Annotated in this window: 19 protein-coding genes; 11 read left to right on the forward strand and 8 right to left on the reverse strand. The window is 74.3% G+C overall.

The features are described from left to right. Window positions 1-88: 88 nt before the first annotated feature. Window positions 89-1,345, forward strand: a complete 1,257-nt coding sequence (gene aldO, locus B9W62_RS08150) for an alditol oxidase (protein WP_087806529.1) — start codon at window positions 89-91, stop codon at window positions 1,343-1,345. A 16-nt stretch (window positions 1,346-1,361) separates the two neighbouring features. Here aldO and B9W62_RS08155 read toward each other — a convergent pair whose 3' ends face one another. The 3 genes from B9W62_RS08155 to B9W62_RS08165 form a co-directional block, all read right to left on the reverse strand. Further along, a complete protein-coding gene (locus B9W62_RS08155) occupies window positions 1,362-2,624 on the reverse strand; it encodes an MFS transporter (protein ID WP_087806530.1) in 1,263 nt (420 codons plus the stop codon). A gap of 117 nt (window positions 2,625-2,741) precedes the next feature. Then, window positions 2,742-3,266: a hypothetical protein gene (locus B9W62_RS08160; protein ID WP_087806531.1), complete on the reverse strand. Its 525-nt coding sequence runs from the start codon at window positions 3,264-3,266 to the stop codon at window positions 2,742-2,744. After that, window positions 3,263-4,975 carry a PHP domain-containing protein gene (locus B9W62_RS08165; protein ID WP_087806532.1) on the reverse strand — a complete coding sequence of 571 codons (1,713 nt, stop codon included), beginning with the start codon at window positions 4,973-4,975 and terminating at the stop codon, window positions 3,263-3,265. The genes B9W62_RS08160 and B9W62_RS08165 overlap by 4 nt, the downstream gene beginning before the upstream one ends. Window positions 4,976-5,126: 151 nt before the next feature. On the opposite strand from B9W62_RS08165, the gene B9W62_RS08170 reads away from it, so the two are divergent. From B9W62_RS08170 to B9W62_RS08180, 3 genes are all read left to right on the forward strand, one after another. Continuing rightward, window positions 5,127-5,696, forward strand: a complete 570-nt coding sequence (locus B9W62_RS08170) for a TetR/AcrR family transcriptional regulator (protein WP_087806533.1) — start codon at window positions 5,127-5,129, stop codon at window positions 5,694-5,696. A gap of 40 nt (window positions 5,697-5,736) precedes the next feature. Next, entirely contained in the window at window positions 5,737-6,852 is a 1,116-nt protein-coding gene (locus tag B9W62_RS08175; RefSeq protein WP_087806534.1) for a BUD32 family EKC/KEOPS complex subunit, read from the forward strand. Window positions 6,853-6,991: 139 nt separating this feature from the next. Next, window positions 6,992-8,407, forward strand: coding sequence for a purine-cytosine permease family protein (locus B9W62_RS08180; protein ID WP_087806535.1), 1,416 nt, complete (start codon window positions 6,992-6,994; stop codon window positions 8,405-8,407). On the opposite strand, the gene B9W62_RS08185 is transcribed toward B9W62_RS08180, so the two are convergent. Beyond that, a complete protein-coding gene (locus B9W62_RS08185; protein ID WP_087806536.1) occupies window positions 8,404-9,165 on the reverse strand; it encodes an isocitrate lyase/PEP mutase family protein in 762 nt (253 codons plus the stop codon). The two genes, B9W62_RS08180 and B9W62_RS08185, sit on opposite strands and share 4 nt — an antisense overlap. Then, window positions 9,162-9,686, reverse strand: a complete 525-nt coding sequence (locus B9W62_RS08190; protein ID WP_373433674.1) for a hypothetical protein — start codon at window positions 9,684-9,686, stop codon at window positions 9,162-9,164. Before B9W62_RS08190 ends, B9W62_RS08185 begins: the two co-directional genes overlap by 4 nt. 107 nt (window positions 9,687-9,793) lie before the next feature. On the opposite strand from B9W62_RS08190, the gene B9W62_RS08195 reads away from it, so the two are divergent. Continuing rightward, window positions 9,794-10,330: a hypothetical protein gene (locus tag B9W62_RS08195; RefSeq protein ID WP_256976234.1), complete on the forward strand. Its 537-nt coding sequence runs from the start codon at window positions 9,794-9,796 to the stop codon at window positions 10,328-10,330. Between the two features lie 25 nt (window positions 10,331-10,355). On the opposite strand, the gene B9W62_RS08200 is transcribed toward B9W62_RS08195, so the two are convergent. Genes B9W62_RS08200 through B9W62_RS08210 form a run of 3 tightly spaced genes read right to left on the reverse strand, consistent with a single transcriptional unit; the run spans window position 10,356 to window position 13,017 of the window. After that, window positions 10,356-11,015: a response regulator gene (locus B9W62_RS08200; RefSeq protein ID WP_087806538.1), complete on the reverse strand. Its 660-nt coding sequence runs from the start codon at window positions 11,013-11,015 to the stop codon at window positions 10,356-10,358. Further along, window positions 11,012-12,178: a sensor histidine kinase gene (locus tag B9W62_RS08205; protein WP_087806539.1), complete on the reverse strand. Its 1,167-nt coding sequence runs from the start codon at window positions 12,176-12,178 to the stop codon at window positions 11,012-11,014. Before B9W62_RS08205 ends, B9W62_RS08200 begins: the two co-directional genes overlap by 4 nt. Next, window positions 12,175-13,017, reverse strand: coding sequence for a CPBP family intramembrane glutamic endopeptidase (locus tag B9W62_RS08210; RefSeq protein ID WP_087806540.1), 843 nt, complete (start codon window positions 13,015-13,017; stop codon window positions 12,175-12,177). Before B9W62_RS08210 ends, B9W62_RS08205 begins: the two co-directional genes overlap by 4 nt. A 162-nt stretch (window positions 13,018-13,179) precedes the next feature. On the opposite strand from B9W62_RS08210, the gene mmuM reads away from it, so the two are divergent. The 6 genes from mmuM (at window position 13,180) to B9W62_RS08240 (ending at window position 18,738) form a co-directional block, all read left to right on the forward strand. Then, window positions 13,180-14,094 (forward strand): homocysteine S-methyltransferase, encoded by a 915-nt coding sequence (gene mmuM, locus B9W62_RS08215; RefSeq protein ID WP_087806541.1) that lies wholly within the window; start codon window positions 13,180-13,182, stop codon window positions 14,092-14,094. Between the two features lie 67 nt (window positions 14,095-14,161). Continuing rightward, window positions 14,162-15,160, forward strand: a complete 999-nt coding sequence (locus B9W62_RS08220; protein WP_087806542.1) for a DUF4129 domain-containing protein — start codon at window positions 14,162-14,164, stop codon at window positions 15,158-15,160. Between the two features lie 32 nt (window positions 15,161-15,192). Beyond that, window positions 15,193-15,756, forward strand: coding sequence for a hypothetical protein (locus B9W62_RS08225; protein ID WP_256976235.1), 564 nt, complete (start codon window positions 15,193-15,195; stop codon window positions 15,754-15,756). Then, window positions 15,753-16,751 carry an AAA family ATPase gene (locus B9W62_RS08230; RefSeq protein ID WP_087806544.1) on the forward strand — a complete coding sequence of 333 codons (999 nt, stop codon included), beginning with the start codon at window positions 15,753-15,755 and terminating at the stop codon, window positions 16,749-16,751. Before B9W62_RS08225 ends, B9W62_RS08230 begins: the two co-directional genes overlap by 4 nt. A 56-nt stretch (window positions 16,752-16,807) precedes the next feature. Further along, on the forward strand, window positions 16,808-18,148 hold the full coding sequence (locus B9W62_RS08235) for a DUF58 domain-containing protein (RefSeq protein WP_256976236.1): 1,341 nt from the start codon (window positions 16,808-16,810) through the stop codon (window positions 18,146-18,148). After that, the gene (locus B9W62_RS08240) at window positions 18,145-18,738 is read left to right on the forward strand and encodes a hypothetical protein (protein ID WP_087806546.1); all 594 of its coding nucleotides are present in this window, start codon (window positions 18,145-18,147) and stop codon (window positions 18,736-18,738) included. The genes B9W62_RS08235 and B9W62_RS08240 overlap by 4 nt, the downstream gene beginning before the upstream one ends. The last annotated feature ends 130 nt before the right edge of the window (window positions 18,739-18,868 follow it).

Raw genomic sequence — 18,868 nt, forward strand, 5'->3', positions numbered from 1 at the left:
TCCGGCGTTCGACTTCTCACGGTATGCCCCCGCGGGAGAGGCTTCCCGCGCGGGGGCCCTCCAGACGCGCCGGGTAGGTTTCCGCGCTATGAGCGACATCACGGTGACCAACTGGGCCGGCAACATCACGTACACGGCCAAGGAGCTGCTGCGACCGCGCTCCGTGGACGCCCTGCGGGCCCTGGTGGCGGACAGCGCCCGGGTGCGGGTGCTGGGCAGCGGGCACTCCTTCAACGAGATCGCCGAGCCGGGCGACGGGGGCGTCCTGCTGTCGCTGGCGGATCTGCCGTCCGAGGTGGACGTGGACACGGCGGCCCGTACGGCGCGGGTCGGCGGCGGGGTGCGGTACGCGGAGCTGGCCCGGCTGGTCCACGCGCGGGGCCTGGCGCTGCCGAACATGGCCTCGCTGCCGCACATCTCGGTCGCCGGGTCGGTGGCGACCGGCACGCACGGCTCCGGGGTGGGCAACGGTTCGCTGGCGTCGGTGGTGCGCGAGGTGGAGCTGGTCACCGCGGACGGTTCGACCGTGGTGATCGCGCGGGGCGACGAGCGGTTCGGCGGGGCGGTGACCTCGCTGGGCGCGCTCGGCGTGGTGACCTCGCTCACACTCGACCTGGAGCCGGCCTACGAGGTGGAGCAGCACGTCTTCACCGAGCTGCCGCTGGCCGGACTGGACACGGCGGCGTTCGAGGCGGTGATGGCGGCGGCGTACAGCGTGAGCCTGTTCACCGACTGGCGGGCGCCCGGTTTCCGGCAGGTGTGGCTCAAGCGGCGCGCCGACCAGCCGCTGGACGCCTTCCCGTACGCGGCGCCGGCCGCCGAGAAGATGCACCCGGTGCCGGGCATGCCCGCGGTCAACTGCACGGAGCAGTTCGGGGTGCCGGGTCCCTGGCACGAGCGGCTGCCGCACTTCCGGGCCGAGTTCACGCCCAGCAGCGGCGCCGAGTTGCAGTCGGAGTACCTGATGCCCCGGGAGCACGCGGTGGCCGCCCTGCACGCGACGGACGCGATACGGGAGACGCTCGCGCCAGTGCTCCAGACCTGCGAGATCCGCACGGTCGCCGCCGACGCGCAGTGGCTGAGCCCGGCGTACGGCCGGGACACGGTGGCGGCGCACTTCACCTGGGTCGAGGACACGGCGGCGGTGCTGCCCGTGGTGCGGCGGCTGGAGGAGGCGCTCGCCCCGTTCGCGGCCCGCCCGCACTGGGGGAAGGTGTTCACGACCCCGGCGGACCAACTGCGCGCGCTGTATCCGCGGCTGGGCGACTTCCGGGCCCTGGTCACGGCGCTGGACCCGGCGGGGAAGTTCACCAACGCGTTCGTGCGCGGGGTGCTGGCCGGCTGAGTCCGCCCCGGCGGAGTCAGGCCCGCCCGGCCCCGCGGACCGGGGTGAACAGCGCGGCCACCGCGATCAGGACGCAGCAGGCTCCGGCCACCAGGGCAACCGGTGTGGTGCCGCGCTCCTCCGCCGCCCAGGTGAGCACGGCCGCGCCGATGGGGGCGGCCGAGTACTGGAGGGTCCAGTAGGCGGAGGTGACCCGGCCGAGCAGGTGTTCCGGGGTCACCTCCTGCCGCAGGGACATCGAGCAGGTGCCCGCCATGCCGACACAGGCCAGGAAGGCGGCGCTGAGCAGGGCGACGGCGGGCACGTCACGGGCCCATCCGAGGCCCGCGAACGCCAGCCCGCACACGGCCACCGCGCCGGTCCAGGTCCGTCCGAAGCCGAGCAGCCGGCGCGCCCGGGCCACCAGCAGCGCACCCGTGACGGTGCCGAGGGCGCCGACCGCCATGACCGTGCCGACCGTGCCGTCGTCGTGGCCGAGGTCGTGCTTGAGGTGGTAGATCACCAGGTCGTTCAGACCGAGGGTGAGGAAGCTGAAGCAGCACAGCAGGACGGTGAGGGCGCGCAGCACCGGGTGCCGGCGCAGGAAGGCGACGCCGGTGCGCAGGTCCTGCCGGAGTCCCGGGCGTTCGCCCGGCTCCCGGTCGTCGGCGGGGCGGGGCCGGAAGCGGACCAGGGCGACCAGGGCGGCCGAGACGCCGAAGCTGGCCGCGTCCACACCGACGGCGGGGGCCGGGCCGGACCAGGCGGCCACCACCCCGGCGCACAGCGGCCCGAGGACACCGGCCGCGGCGGCGGTGGCGTTGAGCCGCCCGTTGGCCTCGGTGAGCTGTCCGGTGCCGACCAGGGAGCGCACTACGGTGACGTAGCCGACGGCGAAGAACATGCCGACGGCCTCGCACAGGGGCAGGACGGCGTAGAGGAGCCAGACCCGCGGGCCGAGCAGCCACACCAGCGGGATCAGCCCGTACAGGACCATCCGCACCAGGTCGCAGCCGATGAGCAGCCTGCGGCGGTCCACCCGGTCGACCACGGTTCCGGCGAACACGGCGGCGAGGACGGCCGCCGCGCCGCCGACGGCGGTCAGCAGCCCCATCCGCGCGATCGACCCGGTCGCCTCCAGCACCAGCAGCGGCAGGGCGATCAGCGCGAAGGAGTCGCCGAGGACGGAGAGGGTCTGCGCGGCCCAGAAGACGCCGAAGTCCCGCTGCCGCCACAACGGGCGGCTCTCCCCGGCGGACCGCTCGGCCACCCGCCCCGTGTCCCGTGCCTCGGGGGTCACCGGCCCGCCGCCGTCCCTCGTCGCCGTGCCATGCCGGTCGCCTCCCCGTCCCCCGCCGCCAGTCCGCGACCACCCTACGGAGCGGTCACGGGTCCGCGCAGCGGGGTTTCGGTCCCGTCAGTGGTCGGCGCAGCAGGGGGTGGGGTCGGGGTCCTCGAAGGGGACCAGGGTGCCGCCGACCGCGGGCATGGCGGCCAGGACCAGGCGCCCGTCCTGCCAGTGCGGGCGGACGTGGTCCCGGGTGACCAGCCGGGTGTCCGGGGCGGGCCGGTCCGGGGTGCCGAGGACGGTCACCCGGTCGATCGCGGAGCGGGCGAGCAGCTCGGCGAGCGTCAGGGTGCCGGTGAGGGCTGCCGCGCCGGGGAAGAGGACGGCGCGGCCGTTCTCGTCCCAGGCGCCGTCGCGGACCTCGTACCCGCGGGCGGTGAGCCGGTCCCGGGCGGTGCGCAGGACCGGCTCCGCCCCGGCGGCGAGGGACAGGGCGACGCGCGGGCGGCCGTCCCGCACCAGGTGCGTGCAGCCGAAGACGCCCTCGGGGAGGGCGAGTTCGGCCGCCAGCGCCTGGAGCAGGTGGTCGGCCTCGCGCAGGGTCGTCGTGTCGGTGTCGACGCCGAGGACGTACGGCGCGGCGGGCGGTGTCACGAGGGCAGAACCCAGACCGGGTTGGAGTAGAACCACAGGTCGCGCCACGGGTCGGCGTCGCCGACGACGTCGATGGCGGGGCCCGCCGGGTCGACCTTGGCGCCCAGCGCGCCGACGGCGGACCGGTTGCCGTCGGTGCCGCGGGTGCGGAGGTAGACGGGGCGGTCGACGCGGCCGAGGTCGTAGGTGAGGCGGACGGTGCCGGTGTCCTTGTTGACCTCGTACGACTTGACGACCCGGGCGGACGGCGCGGTGAAGGTGTCCTTGTCGGCGGCCGGGCCGGTCACGTCGCCCTGGATGACGTCCACGCGGGCCAGCTTCGGGACGAAGCCCGCCCAGTTGGGGCCGCCGGCCAGGGCGACGTCGACGGACAGGGTGACCCGGGTGCCCTTGCGGACGTGCAGGGCGCCGCCGAGCGTGGCCCAGCGGCCGCCGCCGGAGACCCGGACGTCGAGGCCGCTGACGAGCTGCCCGTGGTCGACCCAGACGCGTCCGGCGCGGATGCCGTCCATGACGGCGGCGTAGGAGAAGCCGTCGGAGCCGACATGGGTGCGGCTGTACTGGCCGGGCCAGAAGTCGTTCTGGGTGATGTCGATCTGCCCGGCGTAGACCGGGTCGTCGTAGCGGCCGTTGGCGTTGAAGTCGCCGCCGCCGCGGGCGCCGGTGTCGGCGTAGACCTGGTGGGAGTCGGAGTTGGCGGTGATCCACCAGGGGCGGCCCTCGGCGATGAGGCTGTCCCACAGGCCGCCGACGGTGGCGGTCATCCAGTCGAAGCCGCCCCAGGTGCGGTAGCTCTCCAGGGGGTAGCCGGCGAAGGAGTTGGCGCTGGGGCTGCCGTCGTAGATGCCGCGGGCGCCGCCCGGGCCCAGGGGCTTCGGCAGGCCGCCCGCCTGGTGGCCGGGGGCGCCCTCGAAGCCGACGGCGATCTGGTGGCCGCGGGAGGTGGCGTCGCGCCAGGCGCGGATCTCGTGCGGGGAGTCGATGCCCTTGCGCGCCGGGTGGTTGGCGAGCATCAGGGCGTCCTTGACCTTGCGCCGCTTGACCTGGTCGGCGAGGAAGGAGAGTCCGGCGATGGCGAGGGCCTCGTTGGCGGGGGTGGAGTCGCCCGCGCCCTTGACGCTGCCGTCGTAGTCGGTCTCGAACTGCTTGAGGACGGAGACCTCGTGCTTGCCGGGGTGGACGAAGACGGTGCCGTGCTCGGCGGCCGGGATGTTCCACTCCAGGCCCTGGAAGACGAGGGTGTCCTCGTGGGCGTCGCGGGCCTCGCGGATATCGGGGTTGACCTTCTCCACACCGATCTTGGCGTGGGTGGCGCTGCCGTGGTCGGTGATGACCAGCCAGTCCATGCCGTGCCGGGCGCCCTGGCGGACCTGGTCGACGACGCGGTACTTGCCGTCGCTGCTGTACTGGGTGTGGATGTGGTGGTCGCCGGCCAGCCAGAGGAAGCCCTTGCCGCGGCGGCCGTTGCTCGCGGCCCGTGCGGGGGCGGCGGTGGCGGTCTGGGCGAGGACGGTGCCGGCGGCCAGTCCGGCGCCGAGCAGACCGGCGCGGCGCAGCAGGCCGCGGCGCGACTGCTGTTCGGGGCTGAGGGCCTCGTCGGGGACGCTGGTGTCGAAGGCGGCGGGCAGGGCCGGCGCGGTGTCGTGCGCGTGGTCGTGCGCGTGCCCGTGGTGGTGGTGACCGTGGGTGTGTCCGTGTCCGTGCCCCATGCCTGTTCCTCCCGAAGACCGCCGCCGTGCGCGGCTTCGAGGAGAATCGGCGCGGAAGGTGAACGTTGAACGACCTGCGGGTGTTCCGCGCCTGCCGCCCGTCCTGACCTAGCATGAAACCTAGGAATCCTAGGTTGCAGGAAGGTGGCCCATGCCCCGAGTGGGTCTTACCACGGACCGCGTCGTCGCCGCGGCCGCCGACCTCGCCGACGCGTCCGGCTTCGAGGCGGTCACCGTCTCCGCGCTCGCCCGGCACTTCGGGGTGAAGGACGCGAGCCTGTACACGCACGTGCGCGGTCTCCAGGACCTGCGCGTGCGGGTCGCGCTGCTGGCCGGCGGCGAGCTGATCGAGGAGATCGCCGACGCGGTGGCGGGCCGGGCCGGGAAGGAGGCGCTGGCCGCCTTCGCGGGGGCCTACCGGGCGTACGCCCTGCGCCACCCGGGACGTTACGCCGCCACCCAGATGCGCATCGACCAGTCCCTCGTCGCCGACTCCCCCGCCCTGCGCCGCACCGCCGAGATCACCCACGGCATGCTGCGCGCCTACGGCCTGACCGAGCCCGACCTCATCGACGCGGTGCGCCTGCTGCGCTCCACCTTCCACGGGTACTGCGCCCTGGAGGCCACCGGCGGCTTCGGCGCCCCGCGCGACGTACAGGCGTCCTGGGACAAGGTGGTCGACGCCCTGCACGTGGCACTGGAGAACTGGCCGCGCGCCTGAGCCCCGGGGCCCGCAGGTCCCGGTGGATAGACTCGGCAACGTGTCGCGAGATCGCCGAAGTCCTGGTTCCGGACACCGGAAGTCGTCCACGCACCACCCGGACCCGCGGTACGCCGCGCGGCTCGCCGCCTACGGGACCGCAGCCACGCGCCTGTCCCTGTTCAGTGACCGCCGGCTCGCCGAGGTGGTGACTGCGGCCGACCCGCTCGGGTCCGGCATCGGCGGCAGGTCGGCGGAGCTGGACATCGACGGCACGCGGGTGTTCGTGAAGCGGGTCCCGCTGACGGACACCGAGTTGCGGCCGGAGAACGCGCGGTCGACGGCGAACCTCTTCGGACTGCCGGTGTTCTACCAGTACGGGGTGGGCTCAGCGGGGTTCGGGGCCTGGCGCGAGTTGGCCGTGCACGTCATGACCACCAACTGGGTCCTCGGCAATGATTACGAGGGCTTTCCGCTGATGTACCACTGGCGCGTCCTTCCCGACTCCCCTCCCGAGGGGGTCGCCGACGAGTTCGGGGGCATCGACGGGGCGGTCGCGCACTGGGAAGGATCACCGGCCGTACGGGGACGGCTGGAGGCCATCGGCCGGTCTTCGTCCAGCCTGGTTCTCTTCCTGGAACACGTCCCGCGGACACTCGCCGACTGGCTGCACGACCACCGGACCGCCGCGCCGGAAGGCGGGGAGGACTCGCCGTACCCGTGGGTGGAGCAAGCCCTGGCGCGCGGCACCGCCTTCATGAGCTCGCACGGACTGGTCCACTTCGACGCCCACTTCGCCAATGTCCTGACCGACGGCCGACTGCTGTACTTCGTCGACTTCGGACTCGCCCTGAGCTCCCGCTTCGAACTGTCGGCGACCGAGGCGGAGTTCCTCTCCGACCACCTCGGGTATGACCGCTGCCACACGGTGAGTCATCTGCTCCGCCACCACCTGCCCGACGGCCTGCGCGGCGCTATGGAACACGAGGCGTTCCTGCGCGAGTGGACCGCAGGCCACCGGCCCGATGGCGTCCCGCGCGAGATCGCCGCGATCATCGACCGGCATTCCCGCACTGCCGTGGTCTTCGGCGAATTCGCCCGTCGTCTGCTCACCGAGAGCAAGCGGACACCGTTTCCGGCCGCCGAGATCGAGCGGGCTCGGGGCAAGGGCCGGTGACGTGCGCCGGGGCATTGACAAGTTATTCATGCACCGGGATTCTGCATGACTATATGCAGAGGCGTGATCGTCTTCGTGCCGCCGGGCCGCGGCAGGACGACCGGCCTTCGGATGATCAAGAAGTAGGAGGGCCTTGACCATGGCAGCGGTAGTCGAGAAGCACTCCATCGACGTCGTCCCGGACAGCGAACGGCACGGCACCGCCTTCAACCAGTTCACGCTCTGGCTCGGCGCGAACCTGCACATCACGGCCGTCGTCACCGGTGCCCTCGCCGTCGTCTTCGGCGGCGACGTGGTCTGGTCGCTGCTCGGGCTCGTCCTCGGCAACGTGCTCGGCGGAGCCGTCATGGCGCTGCACTCGGCGCAGGGCCCGAAGCTCGGGCTGCCGCAGATGATCCAGTCCAGGGCCCAGTTCGGAGTGAAGGGCGCGGTCGTCCCGCTGCTCCTCGTGATCCTGATGTACGTGGGGTTCTTCGCCAGCGGCACCGTGCTCGCCGGCCAGGCCACGGCGCGGCTCACGCACACCGGAGACACGACGGGCATCATCGTCTTCGCGCTCGTCACGGGGGTCGTGGCGACCGTCGGCTACCGGGTCATCCACGTGCTCGGGCGGGTGGCGAGCGTGGTGTGCGCGCTCGCCTTCGTCTACCTGGGCATCCGACTGTTCGACCGGGTCGACGTCGGGGCGCTGTTCTCGGACGCGCACTTCTCGCTGCCGATGTTCCTGCTCGCGGTGTCGCTGTCGGCCTCCTGGCAGCTCGCCTTCGGGCCGTACGTCGCCGACTACTCGCGCTACCTGCCGCGTACGACCAGCGGCAAGGCCACGTTCTGGTGGACGCTCGCGGGCTCCGCGCTCGGCTCGCAGTGGTCCATGGCGTTCGGTGTGCTCGTCGCGGCGAGCGCCGGCGAGAAGTTCGTCGACAACCAGGTCGGGTACGTGGTCTCGCTCGGCGGAGCGGGACTCGCGGCCTCGTTCTTCTACTTCGTGATCGCCCTCGGCAAGCTCACCGTCAACGTCCTCAACACGTACGGCGGTTTCATGTCGATGGTGACGGGGATCAGCGGGTTCCGCGGGCAGCGGGAGCTGTCGCGGCGCGGCCGGGCCGTCTACATCGGCCTCATCATGGTCGCGGGCACGGTCGTCGCGCTCGCGGGCAAGGACAGCTTCCTGACCTCGTTCAAGGACTTCCTGCTGTTCCTGCTGACGTTCTTCACGCCGTGGTCCGCGATCAACCTGGTCGACTACTACCTGATCTCCCGCGAACGCTACGACCTCCCCGCCCTCTTCGACCCGGACGGCCGCTACGGCGCCTGGCGCTGGGACGCGCTCGTGGTGTACGCGGTCGGGCTCCTCGCCCAACTGCCGTTCCTGGCCACCGCCTTCTACACCGGCCCGCTCGTCGGACCGCTCGGCGGCGCGGACGTCTCATGGATCGTGGGACTCGTGGTGCCCGCCGCCCTGTACTGGCTGCTCGCCCGGGATCGGGCAGGTGACCGGCCGCCCGGCGAGCAGACGGAGGACAGCCCTGCTTCGTTGGGCGCCCCGGCTCCTTAGAGCCGGACCAGCGCGCGCACCTCGTCGTACGTGGGTGCCGGACCGTCCGGGGCCCGGCCCGCCCGGATGCCGGCGACCGTCTCCAGGGCGGCTCCCAGTGCCCGCCGGTAGAGCAGCGAGCCGAGGCTGACGCGGCGCACGCCGAGGTCGGCCAGGTGGGCCAGGGTGGGTCCGGCGGGCGAGTACAGGACGTTGAGGGGCACGTCGAAGTGGGCGACGAGGGAGGCGATGCGGGCGGGGTCGGTGAGCCCGGGGACGAAGACGCCGCCGGCACCGGCCTCGCGGTAGGCCTCCAGGCGCCGCACCGTCTCCGCCAGGTCGCCGTCGCCCGACCAGTACGTGTCCGTACGGGCGTTGACGAACAGGCCGGGGGCGGCCGCGCGGACCGCGGCGATCTTCTCGGCGTGCAGGACCGCGGGCCCGAGGGCGTCCTCCAGGTTGATCCCGACGGCGCCGACCGCCGCCAGCTCGCGGGCGAACTCCGCCACCTCGTCCGGGTCGTCGCTGAAGCCGTCCTCCGCGTCGACGGAGAGCAGGAAGGGGGCCGAGCCGAGGGTGAGGGCCAGCCGCAGGGTCTCGTCGCGGGTCGCCGACGCCCCGTCGGGCAGTCCGGCCGCCGCCGCGACGCCGAGACTGGTCGTGCCGACGGCGCAAAAGCCCTGCCCCGCGAGGGCGAGCGCGGAGGCGTGGTCCCAGGCGCAGGGCAGCAGCAGGGGCTCACCGGCGCGGTGCAGGGCGGCGAAGGCGGTCACCGTCACGACAGGTCGCCCACCGCGTCGGCGTAGTAGACGGACTCCGCGAGGTGCGCGGCGAGTCGGCGGAAGCTCCAGCCCTCGCCGGGCGAGTGGTCGAGCTGCTCGTCGGTGAGCGCGTCGAGGCGGTTGGCCCAGATACGGGCGAGCCGGGTGAGGCGGCTGCGGGCCTCGTCGAGGTCCTCGGCGGTGAAGGGCGCGCGATCCGCGTCGGTGGTGACCAGGGAGGCGTGCCAGTGGTCGGGCTGCGTCTCCTCGCCCGCCAGCCGGGCCTCCAGCTCCGCGAGGTGGTCCACCAGGTGGTCGGCGACCCGCCGGACCGCCTTGTGCGGGGTGTAGACGCGGCCGTCGACGTGGGCGGGCCTCCCGTCCCAGCGGGTCCAGGTGGCTGCCAGGGCCAGGACGTGGTCGACCATGCCGGTGACGGCGCCGGCGGGCGCCGTGACAGTGTCGGCGGGCGCGGAGACGGTGTCGGCAGGCGCCGTGACGGTGTCGGCGGGCGTGGTGACGGTGTGCGTGTCGCTCATGTCCCGAACGCTAGGGGCCCGTTGCTTCGGCCACGGCCGAAGTGTTCCGGGGGATCGGGGGTATCCGGCCTGCACCGGACATCCACATCTTCCCCAGGAGAGGTGACATGGCGGGCACAGACACAAGCGACGAGCGGCCGCGGCCGCGGTGGCAGGACGGTCTCTGGGCCATCGGTGCGACCGCGCTGGTCGTGGGCGTCGGGATACGCCTGCTCATGAACGGCGCGTCGGCGTGGCCGTCGGCCGTGGTGGGCGCGGTGCCGGCCGCCGCCTGGATCGTGTGGTGGGTGCGCCGCCGGCGGGTGCGCGACGCGGGAGCGGTCGGTGCGGAACCGGCGGACGTGCCCGGCATGGAGCGGCAGATCCTCAAGGGCGGACCGGCTCCCCGGGACCCCGAGCGGCGGCGGGAGATGGCGGCGCTGGTCGACTCGCGCCAGCAGCGGCTGCGGCGCAACCGCTGGTGGGCGTTCCCGATGCTGGCCCTCATCTTCTTCGGCACGTCGGCCCTGTGGTTCGCCTCGGGTTCGGTCCGCGCCGGGAGCCTGATGCTCGGCCTGGCCGTCGTGTTCCTGGGCTGGCTGACCTGGTACAACCTCCGCTTCGACCGGCGTCTTTCGCAGATGCGCGGCCGGCTGCGGAGCTGAGCGGCCGGGTCGGCCGGCGGGCGGGTCAGGTCACCAGCCCGTGCCGGTAGGCGAAGACGACCGCCTGGACGCGGTCGCGCAGGTCGAGTTTGGTGAGGATGCGGGAGACGAAGGTCTTGACGGTCTCGGGGCTGATCACCAGGGCCGCGGCGATCTCGCTGTTGGACAGGCCGTCCGCGATGAGGCGCAGGACCTCCATCTCCCGGGGAGTCAGCGGGATGTCCCGCGCGGTGCCCTCGGCGGGGCGGATCCGGGCCGCGTACCGGCCGACGAGGCGGCGCGTCACGTCGGGGTCGAGCAGGGCCGCGCCCATGGCCACGGTGCGGATGCCGTGCAGCAGCCGGTCCGGCGGCGCGTCCTTGAGCAGGAAGCCGCTGGCGCCCGCGCGCAGCGCCTCGTAGACGTACTCGTCGAGGTTGAACGTCGTCACCACGAGCACCTTGACGGGGTGCTCCACCCCGGCGCCGGCGAGCAGGCGGGTGGCCTCCAGGCCGTCGAGCACCGGCATGCGGATGTCCATCACCACGACGTCCGGGCGCAGTGCGCGGGCCAGGTCGACCCCGGCCTGCCCGTCCCCGCACTCGCCGACCACCTCCAGGTCGGGCTGGGCGTCGACGATGGTCGACAGACCGGTGCGGATCAGTGCCTGGTCGTCGCAGATCACGACCCGGACCGGTGCGCTCATGACGTGCTCCCCCCGCTGCCCCCGGGTATCCGGGCCCGAACGACGAAGCCGCCGTCCCGCGCACGGTCCGCGCTGAACTCGCCGCCCAGCACGTCGACCCGCTCCCGCAGGCCGGCCAGCCCCCGCCCGCTGCCGCCGGGGGACGCGGCGCCCGTGCCGGAGCCGTCCGTGCCGACTTCCACCGTGATCTCCCGTTCTCCGTGGCGCACCAGGACCGAGGTCCTGCCGCCGTGGTCGTACTTGAGCGCGTTGGTCAGGGCCTCCTGCACGACGCGGTACGCCACGAGGTCGGAGCTGCCGGTCGCCGCGGCCGGGGTGCCCTCCTCGGTGAACTCCACCGGCTGCCCGGCCCGGCGCGTCTGCTCGACCAGCGTGAGCACCCGGCCGACGGGGGGCGTCCTGGGCTCGGCGGTGCCGTGGTCGGGGTTGAGGAGGTCGAGCAGGTGCCGCAGGTCGGTGATGGCGCGGCGGCCGGTGTCGCTGACGGCGGCCAGCGTCTCGTCCAGCCGCTCGGGCGCGGCGGTCAGATAGCGGGCCGCCTCCGACTGCACGACCATCGCCGTCACGTGGTGGGTCACGACGTCGTGCAACTCGCGGGCGATGCGGGTGCGTTCGGCGTTGCGGGCGTCCTCGGCGACCCGGGTGCGGCGTTCGGCCTCCGCGGCGCGCGCCGAGCGCATCCACGCCCCGATGCCCCACGCCAGGGCGAGGATCAGGTAGAACGTCACGTACTCGACCAGTGTTTCGTCGCCGCCGCGCGCGTTCAGCCCGACGGCCATGGCCACGTACGCCAGGGTGCCGGCGACCTGCGTGGCGCGCCGGTACTTCTCCTGGTAGGAGCCCGCGTTGATCAGCACGATGGGGAGCGCGGCGCCCGCGAAGAGGTGGTAGGCGCGCAGTTGGTCCAGGGCGAAGCCGAGTGAGACCAGCGCGAGGCAGAGGAGTGTCCACCGCCGGCGCACGGCCAGGGGGATGGACTGGAGGACGGCCGCCACCCCGGCCAGCGCGTCGGCGGGACGGGTCGGCAGGCCGCCGATCTCCGTGCCCTGACCGCGGAGCTCCGGCAGGAGCGAGGCGACGAGGAGCAGCACTCCGAGCGGTAGGTCCCGGACCGTGACGTCGAGCCGGCGCCACCGCTCCAGGACCCGTCGGCGATCGATCACCGGGGAAGTGTAGCGGCGGAGTCGGCGCCCGCGGCACGGCGTCGGGCACCGAACGGCACGATGTTCCCGCGCCGGTGCGCCAGCCACAGGAACACCAGCGTCAGCAGCACCCCGAAGCCCACCGAGTACACGCTGCCCTCCGGGCCGAAGTCGCCGCCGGTGAGCAGCTTCGGACCCGACATCGTGGCGTCCAGCAGGCCCTCGCTGGTGCCGTTGCCGGAGACGACGGTGCTGAAGACGCCGCCCGCGGCGAAGTTCCAGCCGAAGTGCACGCCGATCGTCAGCCACAGGTTGCGGGTGGCGGCGTAGGCGGCGGCGAGCATGAAGCCGGCCTCGATGGCGATGGCGACGGCGCCCCACAGGGTGGCGTCCTCGTTGAGCAGGTGCGAGAGCCCGAACACCAGGCCGGTCAGGCCCAGCGCGAGGTAGGTGCCGATGTGCTCCTCGATGATCCGGAACAGCACCCCGCGGTAGACGACCTCCTCCGTCGCGGCGGCACCGGCCATGAAGCCGACCAGCCCGATCGCGCCCTGCACCGAGCCCAGTCCGTCGACCTCGTAGTGCCCGGAGGTGAAGAGGTTCACGATGACGGCCGAGAACATCCCGGCGCCGATCAGCGTGCCCCAGCCGAACTTGGCGCCGGCGCCCTCCGGGGCCACGTCCAGGGCCTGGCGGCGCTCGGTCCGCCGCACCACCCAGGCGTACACGAAGATCACCAGCGCGGCCGCCGTGAGTCCGACGACCAGGGTGAGCCAGTCGTTGTCCTTCACCGCCTGCATGGCCGCACCGCCGACGGCGTAGGCCGCCAGCACGGCCAGGAACTGCCAGACAAATCTCACGGGAACTCCTCGGTCGGGACCGGGACTTCGACGCCCCGGCTGCTGCACCGGACGCTACGGATCCGGCGGCCGGAGATCGTCACCTCACGGTGGACACCTGTCCGTAGCTCGCTCGGGGGACAAGGCCCCCGAGCGCGGGGGCGCGGTCGTAGCCTCGGAGGCATGACCAGCGACTTCGCCGACGCCCTCGCCTCCGGTCCGCTCGTGCTCGACGGCGGGCTGTCCAACCAGCTGGAGGCCGCCGGGCACGACCTGGGCGACGCGCTCTGGTCGGCCCGGCTGCTCGCCGAGGACCCCGAGGCGCTCACGCGGGCCCACCTCGCCTACTTCGAGGCGGGCGCGGACGTCGCGATCACCGCCACCTACCAGGCCACCTTCGAGGGCTTCGCCCGGCGCGGCGTCGGACGGGAGCGGGCCGCCGAACTGCTCGCCCTCGGCGTCGAGTCGGCGCGGGAGGCCGCCCGCCGGACCCGGGCGGGCCGCCCGGGGCGCCGTCTGTGGGTGGCGGCGTCGGCCGGCCCGTACGGGGCGATGCTCGCGGACGGCTCGGAGTACCGGGGACGGTACGGCCTCGGCGCGGGCGAGCTGGAGCGGTTCCACCGGCCCCGCCTGGAGGTCCTGGCGGCCGCCCGGCCCGACGTCCTCGCGCTGGAGACGGTCCCGGACACCGACGAGGCGGCGGCCCTGCTGCGGGCGGTGCGCGGACTGGGCGTGCCCGCCTGGCTGTCGTACACCGTCGCGGGCGGCCGCACGCGTGCCGGTCAGCCGCTGGAGGAGGCGTTCGCGCTGGCCGCCGACGCGGCGGAGGTGGTCGCGGTGGGCGTCAACTGCTGTGCCCCCGAGGACGTGTCGGGTGCGGTGGAGACCGCCGCCCGCGTCACCGGCAAACCGGTCGTCGCCTATCCCAACAGCGGCGAGACGTGGGATGCGGGATCCCGGAGCTGGCGCGGGCGTTCGTCGTTCGCGGCGGAGCGGGTGCGGGACTGGCGGGAGCGCGGGGCCCGGCTGGTCGGCGGCTGCTGCCGGGTGGGTCCGGAGACGATCGCGTCGATCGCGCGGAGCGGGTCCGGCGGCTGACCGGGCGGCGTGTGCCAAGATTGCCGTGAACAGGCGTTCGGGGGCGACGGGTTCGGCTGGGGGCGGCGTGGCACACGGGGAGCGGACGGGACACCGGGCGGCGCCGGGGGTGGTGCTCGCCGCCGCGGTGGTCGGTGCGCTGGCCGTCGCCGCGCTCGCGCTGCGGCCCGCCGAAGGGCTGCTGCACTCCGGCAGGGGTCCGCTCGGCCACTGGGGCTTCGTGACGATCGGGGTGTCCGTCGCCTGGACCGTCGGTGCCTGGACGGTCGTCCAGAATCTTCGCCACCGTTTCGGCGCCGACCGGCTCTCGCTGCCTCCGCGCGAGGAGCGGCTGCGGGAAGCGGCCGCGCCCCTGCTGCTCGCCACGACGGGTGTCGTCGGCGTCCTGGCCCTGGTCCTGCACCGCTTCTCCACCGGCGACAGCACGTCGGGCCCTCCCCCGCCGCTCGCCCCTGACCCGATGCCCACGCCGACCCTCGCCGGCCGGCCGCCCGGGCAGCGGCACGGTTCGACGGACCATTCCTCCCTGCCGCTGCACCTCGTGCTCGTGCTGCTGGCCGCGGTCGCCGTCGTGCTCGTCGTGGTGGCCGTGGTGCGGCGCCTGCGCCGGTTCGGCCTGAGGGTGCCGCAGCGCCCCGGCCTGGCGGGCACCGCCACGCAGGACGACGACGCGCGGCTGCTGCTGTCCGCCGTGCACTCGGGCCGCCGCGCCCTGGCGGGCACCGGTGCCGATGCCCGGGCGGCCGTCATCGCCTGCTACGCCGCGATGGAGGACGCCCTCGCCGCGTCCGGTGTGCCGCGGCACGCCTCCGACAGCCCCGCCGACCTGCTCTCCCGCGCCGCCGGCGCCGGGTTCGCGCCGGGCTCGGCGGCGCCGCGCCTCACCGCGCTCTTCCGCGAGGCCCGCTACTCCTCGCACCCGATGGACGCCTCGCACCGGGCGGCCGCGGCGGACGCCCTCGAGGAGATCGCGTCCTTGCTCGGCGCCCGCGAGGGCGACCGCGAAGGCGACCGGGACGGGAACCCGGACGTCCCGCGCGACCGGACCGCGGAGGCCGGGCGATGAACCGTCCCACGAGGACAGGCTCCGGAGAGGACATGCTGACGCCGGGCCGGCTCGGGCTGCTCGGCGGCGCGGTCGCCGGTTCGGGCGTCCTGCTCGTCCTGCTCCTCGACGGCACCGAGGCGGCCGGTGCCCTGGTGGCGCTGCTCGTCGCCGTGGCCCTGCTCACCGCCCGGTACGTCGCCGGGGCCGGCGCCCTGGACCCCGCGTACCGGGACGAGGTGCGGCTGCTGCGGACCCGGCTGCCCGGCATGGGCGAGTGGCGACGGAACGTGACCACCTCCACCGGTCCCGACGGCGCCCTCTACTTCCGGGCCGTGCTCCGCACCGAGCTGCGCCGCCTGTACGCCGCCGCGCTCGCCGAGCACCACCACGTGTCCCTGGAGCACCAGCCCGAGCGGGCCGCCGAGTTGGTCGGCCCCGAGCTGTGGCCGTGGCTCGGCCCCGTGCCACCGGGCACCGGACCCGACGGCGAGGTGCCCGTCGACGTGCTGCGCCGCCTCGTCGACCGGCTCGAAGCACTCGGCGCGCCCCGAACCCGCGACCCTCGTACCCCCAGCCCCCGCAGCCCCCGTACCGGTAAGGACCCAGCGACGTGACGACTCCCTCCACGCCCCCGCTCCGCACCGCCGAGCAGGTCGGCGAGCAGGCCGGTGCCGTACTGCGCGAGATCGGCCGTGCCGTCGTCGGCAAGTCGGACGCCCTCGAACTCGTGATGCTGGGGGTGCTGGCCGGCGGCCACGTCCTCGTCGAGGACCTGCCGGGGCTCGGCAAGACGCTCCTGGCGCGGTCCTTCGCCACCACGCTCGGCCTGGACTTCCGCCGCATCCAGTTCACGCCCGACCTGCTGCCCTCCGACGTCACCGGAACACCGCTGTACGACCGGCGCACCGGCGAGATGGTGTTCCACCCGGGCCCGGTCTTCACGCACCTGCTGCTCGCCGACGAGATCAACCGGACGCCGCCGAAGACCCAGGCCGCGCTGCTGGAGGCGATGGCCGAGTCCCAGGTGACGGTGGACGGCGAGACCCGGCCGCTCGCCGACCCGTTCCTGGTGATCGCCACGGCCAACCCGGTGGAGTACGAGGGCACCTACTCGCTGCCCGAGGCCCAGCTCGACCGGTTCCAGCTGCGGGTGCGGATGGGCTATCTGACCGCCGGGGAGGAGCTGGCGATGCTGCGCGCCCGGATCGACCGGGCCGCGCCCGAGGCCGTACTGGAAAGGCTCGCCGGGCCGGACGACGTGGTGGCCTGGCGGGCCGTCGTGGAGCGGGTGGAGATCGACGACGACCTGCTGGAGTACGCCGTCGCGCTCGTCGGCGCGACCCGCGGGCACCCCCAGATCAGCATCGGCGCCTCGCCGCGCGGCGGACTCGCCCTGGTCCAGCTCGCCCGCGCCCGCGCCGTGCTGGACGGCCGCGACTACGTCGTGCCGGAGGACGTCAAGGACCTGGCGGTGCCCGCGCTGGCCCACCGGGTGTCGCTGCGCCCGGAGTTGTGGGTGCGCGAGATGTCCACGGACGACGTGCTGCGCGACATCGTCGACGGCGTCGGTACGCCCACGACGCGGCGTACGGCCGCCGTGTCGTCGTGACCGCGCCCGCACCGCGACCGGCGGCCGCACCGCGACCGGCAGCGGCACCGACTGCCGTGCCGGATTCCGCGCCCCGGCCGGGCGCGGCGGTGGTCCGCGCCCTGGAGGGGCGCACCTCCCCGACGCAGCCGCCGCCCCCGCCGCCCGGCGGTCTCCGTCCCAGTGAGCGCACGCTGCGGCTGCTGACCGTGGCCTCGGTGGCGCTGGCCGCCGCGCTGCTCACCGGCCGGGCGTGGCTGCTGGCGCTCGCGGCGGCACCGCTGGTGCTGCTCGCGCTCGCGCTGCCCCGTGCCCACGCCCGCCGCATCGAGACGTCGGTGACCGTGGAGCCGGGGCGCTGCTTCGAGGGCGACACGGTCACGGTCCGCATCGCGGTGGCCCACGACGGCGACGCCGTGCGCCTGGACCCCGGCGTCACGCTCGGTCCCGGCCTGCGCCTCGACGAGGTCGTCGTCGGTCCGTCCACGGTGACGCTGCGCCACACGGCGCTGCGCTGGGGCCGCTGGTCGCTCGGTCCGGTGGACGTCGACGTGTACGACCCCGGCGGGACCGTGCGCCGCACCGTGCGGGTCGAGGCGGCCGAGGTGTCCGTGTTCCCGAGCGCCACGCAGGCCCGGTTCACGCCGATCCCGGTACGCCTGCCGCAGCGGCTCGGCGAGCACGCCTCGCCGCAGTCCGGGGAGGGCGTCGAGGTCATCGGGGTCGGGCCCTGGGTCCCCGGGGAGCGGCAGCGGCGCATCCACTGGCCGTCGACGACCCGGCGCGGGTCGGTGCAGCTGCACCGGTTCGCGGCCGAGCGGGCCGCCGACACGGTGATGCTGATCGACGCGTTCGGGGACGTCGCCGACCCGGTGACCGGGCTGTCGTCGCTGGACGAGACGGTACGGGCGGCGGCCGGGCTCGCCCGGGCGTATCTGCGCACCCACGACCGGGTGGGGGTCGTCTCGACCGGCGGCACCACCCGGTGGCTGGCGCCGGGCACCGGTGACGCGGCGTTCTACCGCATCGTGGAGAGCGTCCTCGACGTCCGCAAGGACCGCTCCTTCGGCGGCGACGGCCTGGAGCGGGTCCCGCCGCCCGCGCTGCCGGAGGGTGCCCTCGTGTACGTGTTCACCCCGCTCAGCGACGCACGGATCCTTCAGGTGCTGCGGGACCTCCAGGCGCGGGGGCGCCGGCCGGTCGTCGTGGAGATACCGAGCGGGGACCCGGTGGTGGAACCGGGCGACGAGGCGGGCGAGTTGGGGCTGCGGCTGTGGCGGGCGGAGCGCGACGCCATGCGGTTCGCCCTGCGGGACAGCGGGGTGCCGGTCCTGCGGCACACCGAGGGCGAGTCACTGGATCTGGCGCTGGCACCGCTGCTGGCGGGGCGGGTCGGCGGACGGGGGCGGGCCCGATGACGGCGCCGGACACGCGGGCCGGCCTGCGGGAGTACCTCGGTTACTGGATCGGCACGGTGCCGGTGCGGGTGCTCGCGGTGGCGGCCGTCGTACTGGCGTGGCGGCCGTGGGCGACGGTGGAGACGGCCGGGAACGCGGTGCCCTTCGTCTGCGCGGTCGCCTTCGCGGTGTGGGCGGCGCCCTCGCTGGACCGGCGCCCCACGGTGGCCGTCGGGTGGTCCCACCGGCTGCTGCGCCACCGGACGACGCTGCTGGCCGGGGGTGTCGTGGTGATCGCGGCCTTCGAGGAGCCCTCCTGGTGGGAGGGCGCCGGTGTGGTCGTGCTGCTGGTCGCCTACCTGGTGACCAGTGAGACCTGGCCCTGGCGGTGGGGGCGCGGCACCGCCCGGGTGTGGGGCGAGGCGGCCGCGGCCTGCGCGGGTGCGGGTGTGGTGGCGGCAGCGGCGGCCGTACCGGTGACCGGGACCGGCTCGGGGCTGGGCCGGGTGATCGCCGCCGCGGTGGTGGTGGGTCTGGCGGTGGCCGGCGGCACGGTGCTGCGCGCCCGGTGGCGGGGTGATGCCCCGGGGACCCGCGTCCCGGGGAACTGAAGGGCAACGGAACTGCCCGTCCGGCAGCAGCGGAACCCCCGTCACGACCTCGCTCGGACAGCCGTTCCGCCCTTCGGTCGCAAGACGTTCACATGCCGTCAGTTTTCGTCCCGGCCCTCCATATGTCGGC

Source organism: Streptomyces sp. CS113, from assembly GCF_002188365.1.
In the GTDB taxonomy this organism is placed as follows: Bacteria; Actinomycetota; Actinomycetes; order Streptomycetales; family Streptomycetaceae; genus Streptomyces; species Streptomyces tendae.

Bases quoted from the DNA above. Each gene is read 5' to 3' on its own strand.
- B9W62_RS08190 (WP_373433674.1), bottom strand. From the start codon at position 9,686: ATGAGCGACACGCACACCGTCACCACGCCCGCCGACACCGTCACGGCG.
- B9W62_RS08225 (WP_256976235.1), top strand. From the start codon at position 15,193: ATGCTGACGCCGGGCCGGCTCGGGCTGCTCGGCGGCGCGGTCGCCGGT.
- B9W62_RS08170 (WP_087806533.1), top strand. From the start codon at position 5,127: ATGCCCCGAGTGGGTCTTACCACGGACCGCGTCGTCGCCGCGGCCGCC.
- mmuM (WP_087806541.1), top strand. From the start codon at position 13,180: ATGACCAGCGACTTCGCCGACGCCCTCGCCTCCGGTCCGCTCGTGCTC.
- B9W62_RS08180 (WP_087806535.1), top strand. From the start codon at position 6,992: ATGGCAGCGGTAGTCGAGAAGCACTCCATCGACGTCGTCCCGGACAGC.
- aldO (WP_087806529.1), top strand. From the start codon at position 89: ATGAGCGACATCACGGTGACCAACTGGGCCGGCAACATCACGTACACG.
- B9W62_RS08195 (WP_256976234.1), top strand. From the start codon at position 9,794: ATGGCGGGCACAGACACAAGCGACGAGCGGCCGCGGCCGCGGTGGCAG.
- B9W62_RS08200 (WP_087806538.1), bottom strand. From the start codon at position 11,015: ATGAGCGCACCGGTCCGGGTCGTGATCTGCGACGACCAGGCACTGATC.
- B9W62_RS08240 (WP_087806546.1), top strand. From the start codon at position 18,145: ATGACGGCGCCGGACACGCGGGCCGGCCTGCGGGAGTACCTCGGTTAC.
- B9W62_RS08165 (WP_087806532.1), bottom strand. From the start codon at position 4,975: ATGGGGCACGGACACGGACACACCCACGGTCACCACCACCACGGGCAC.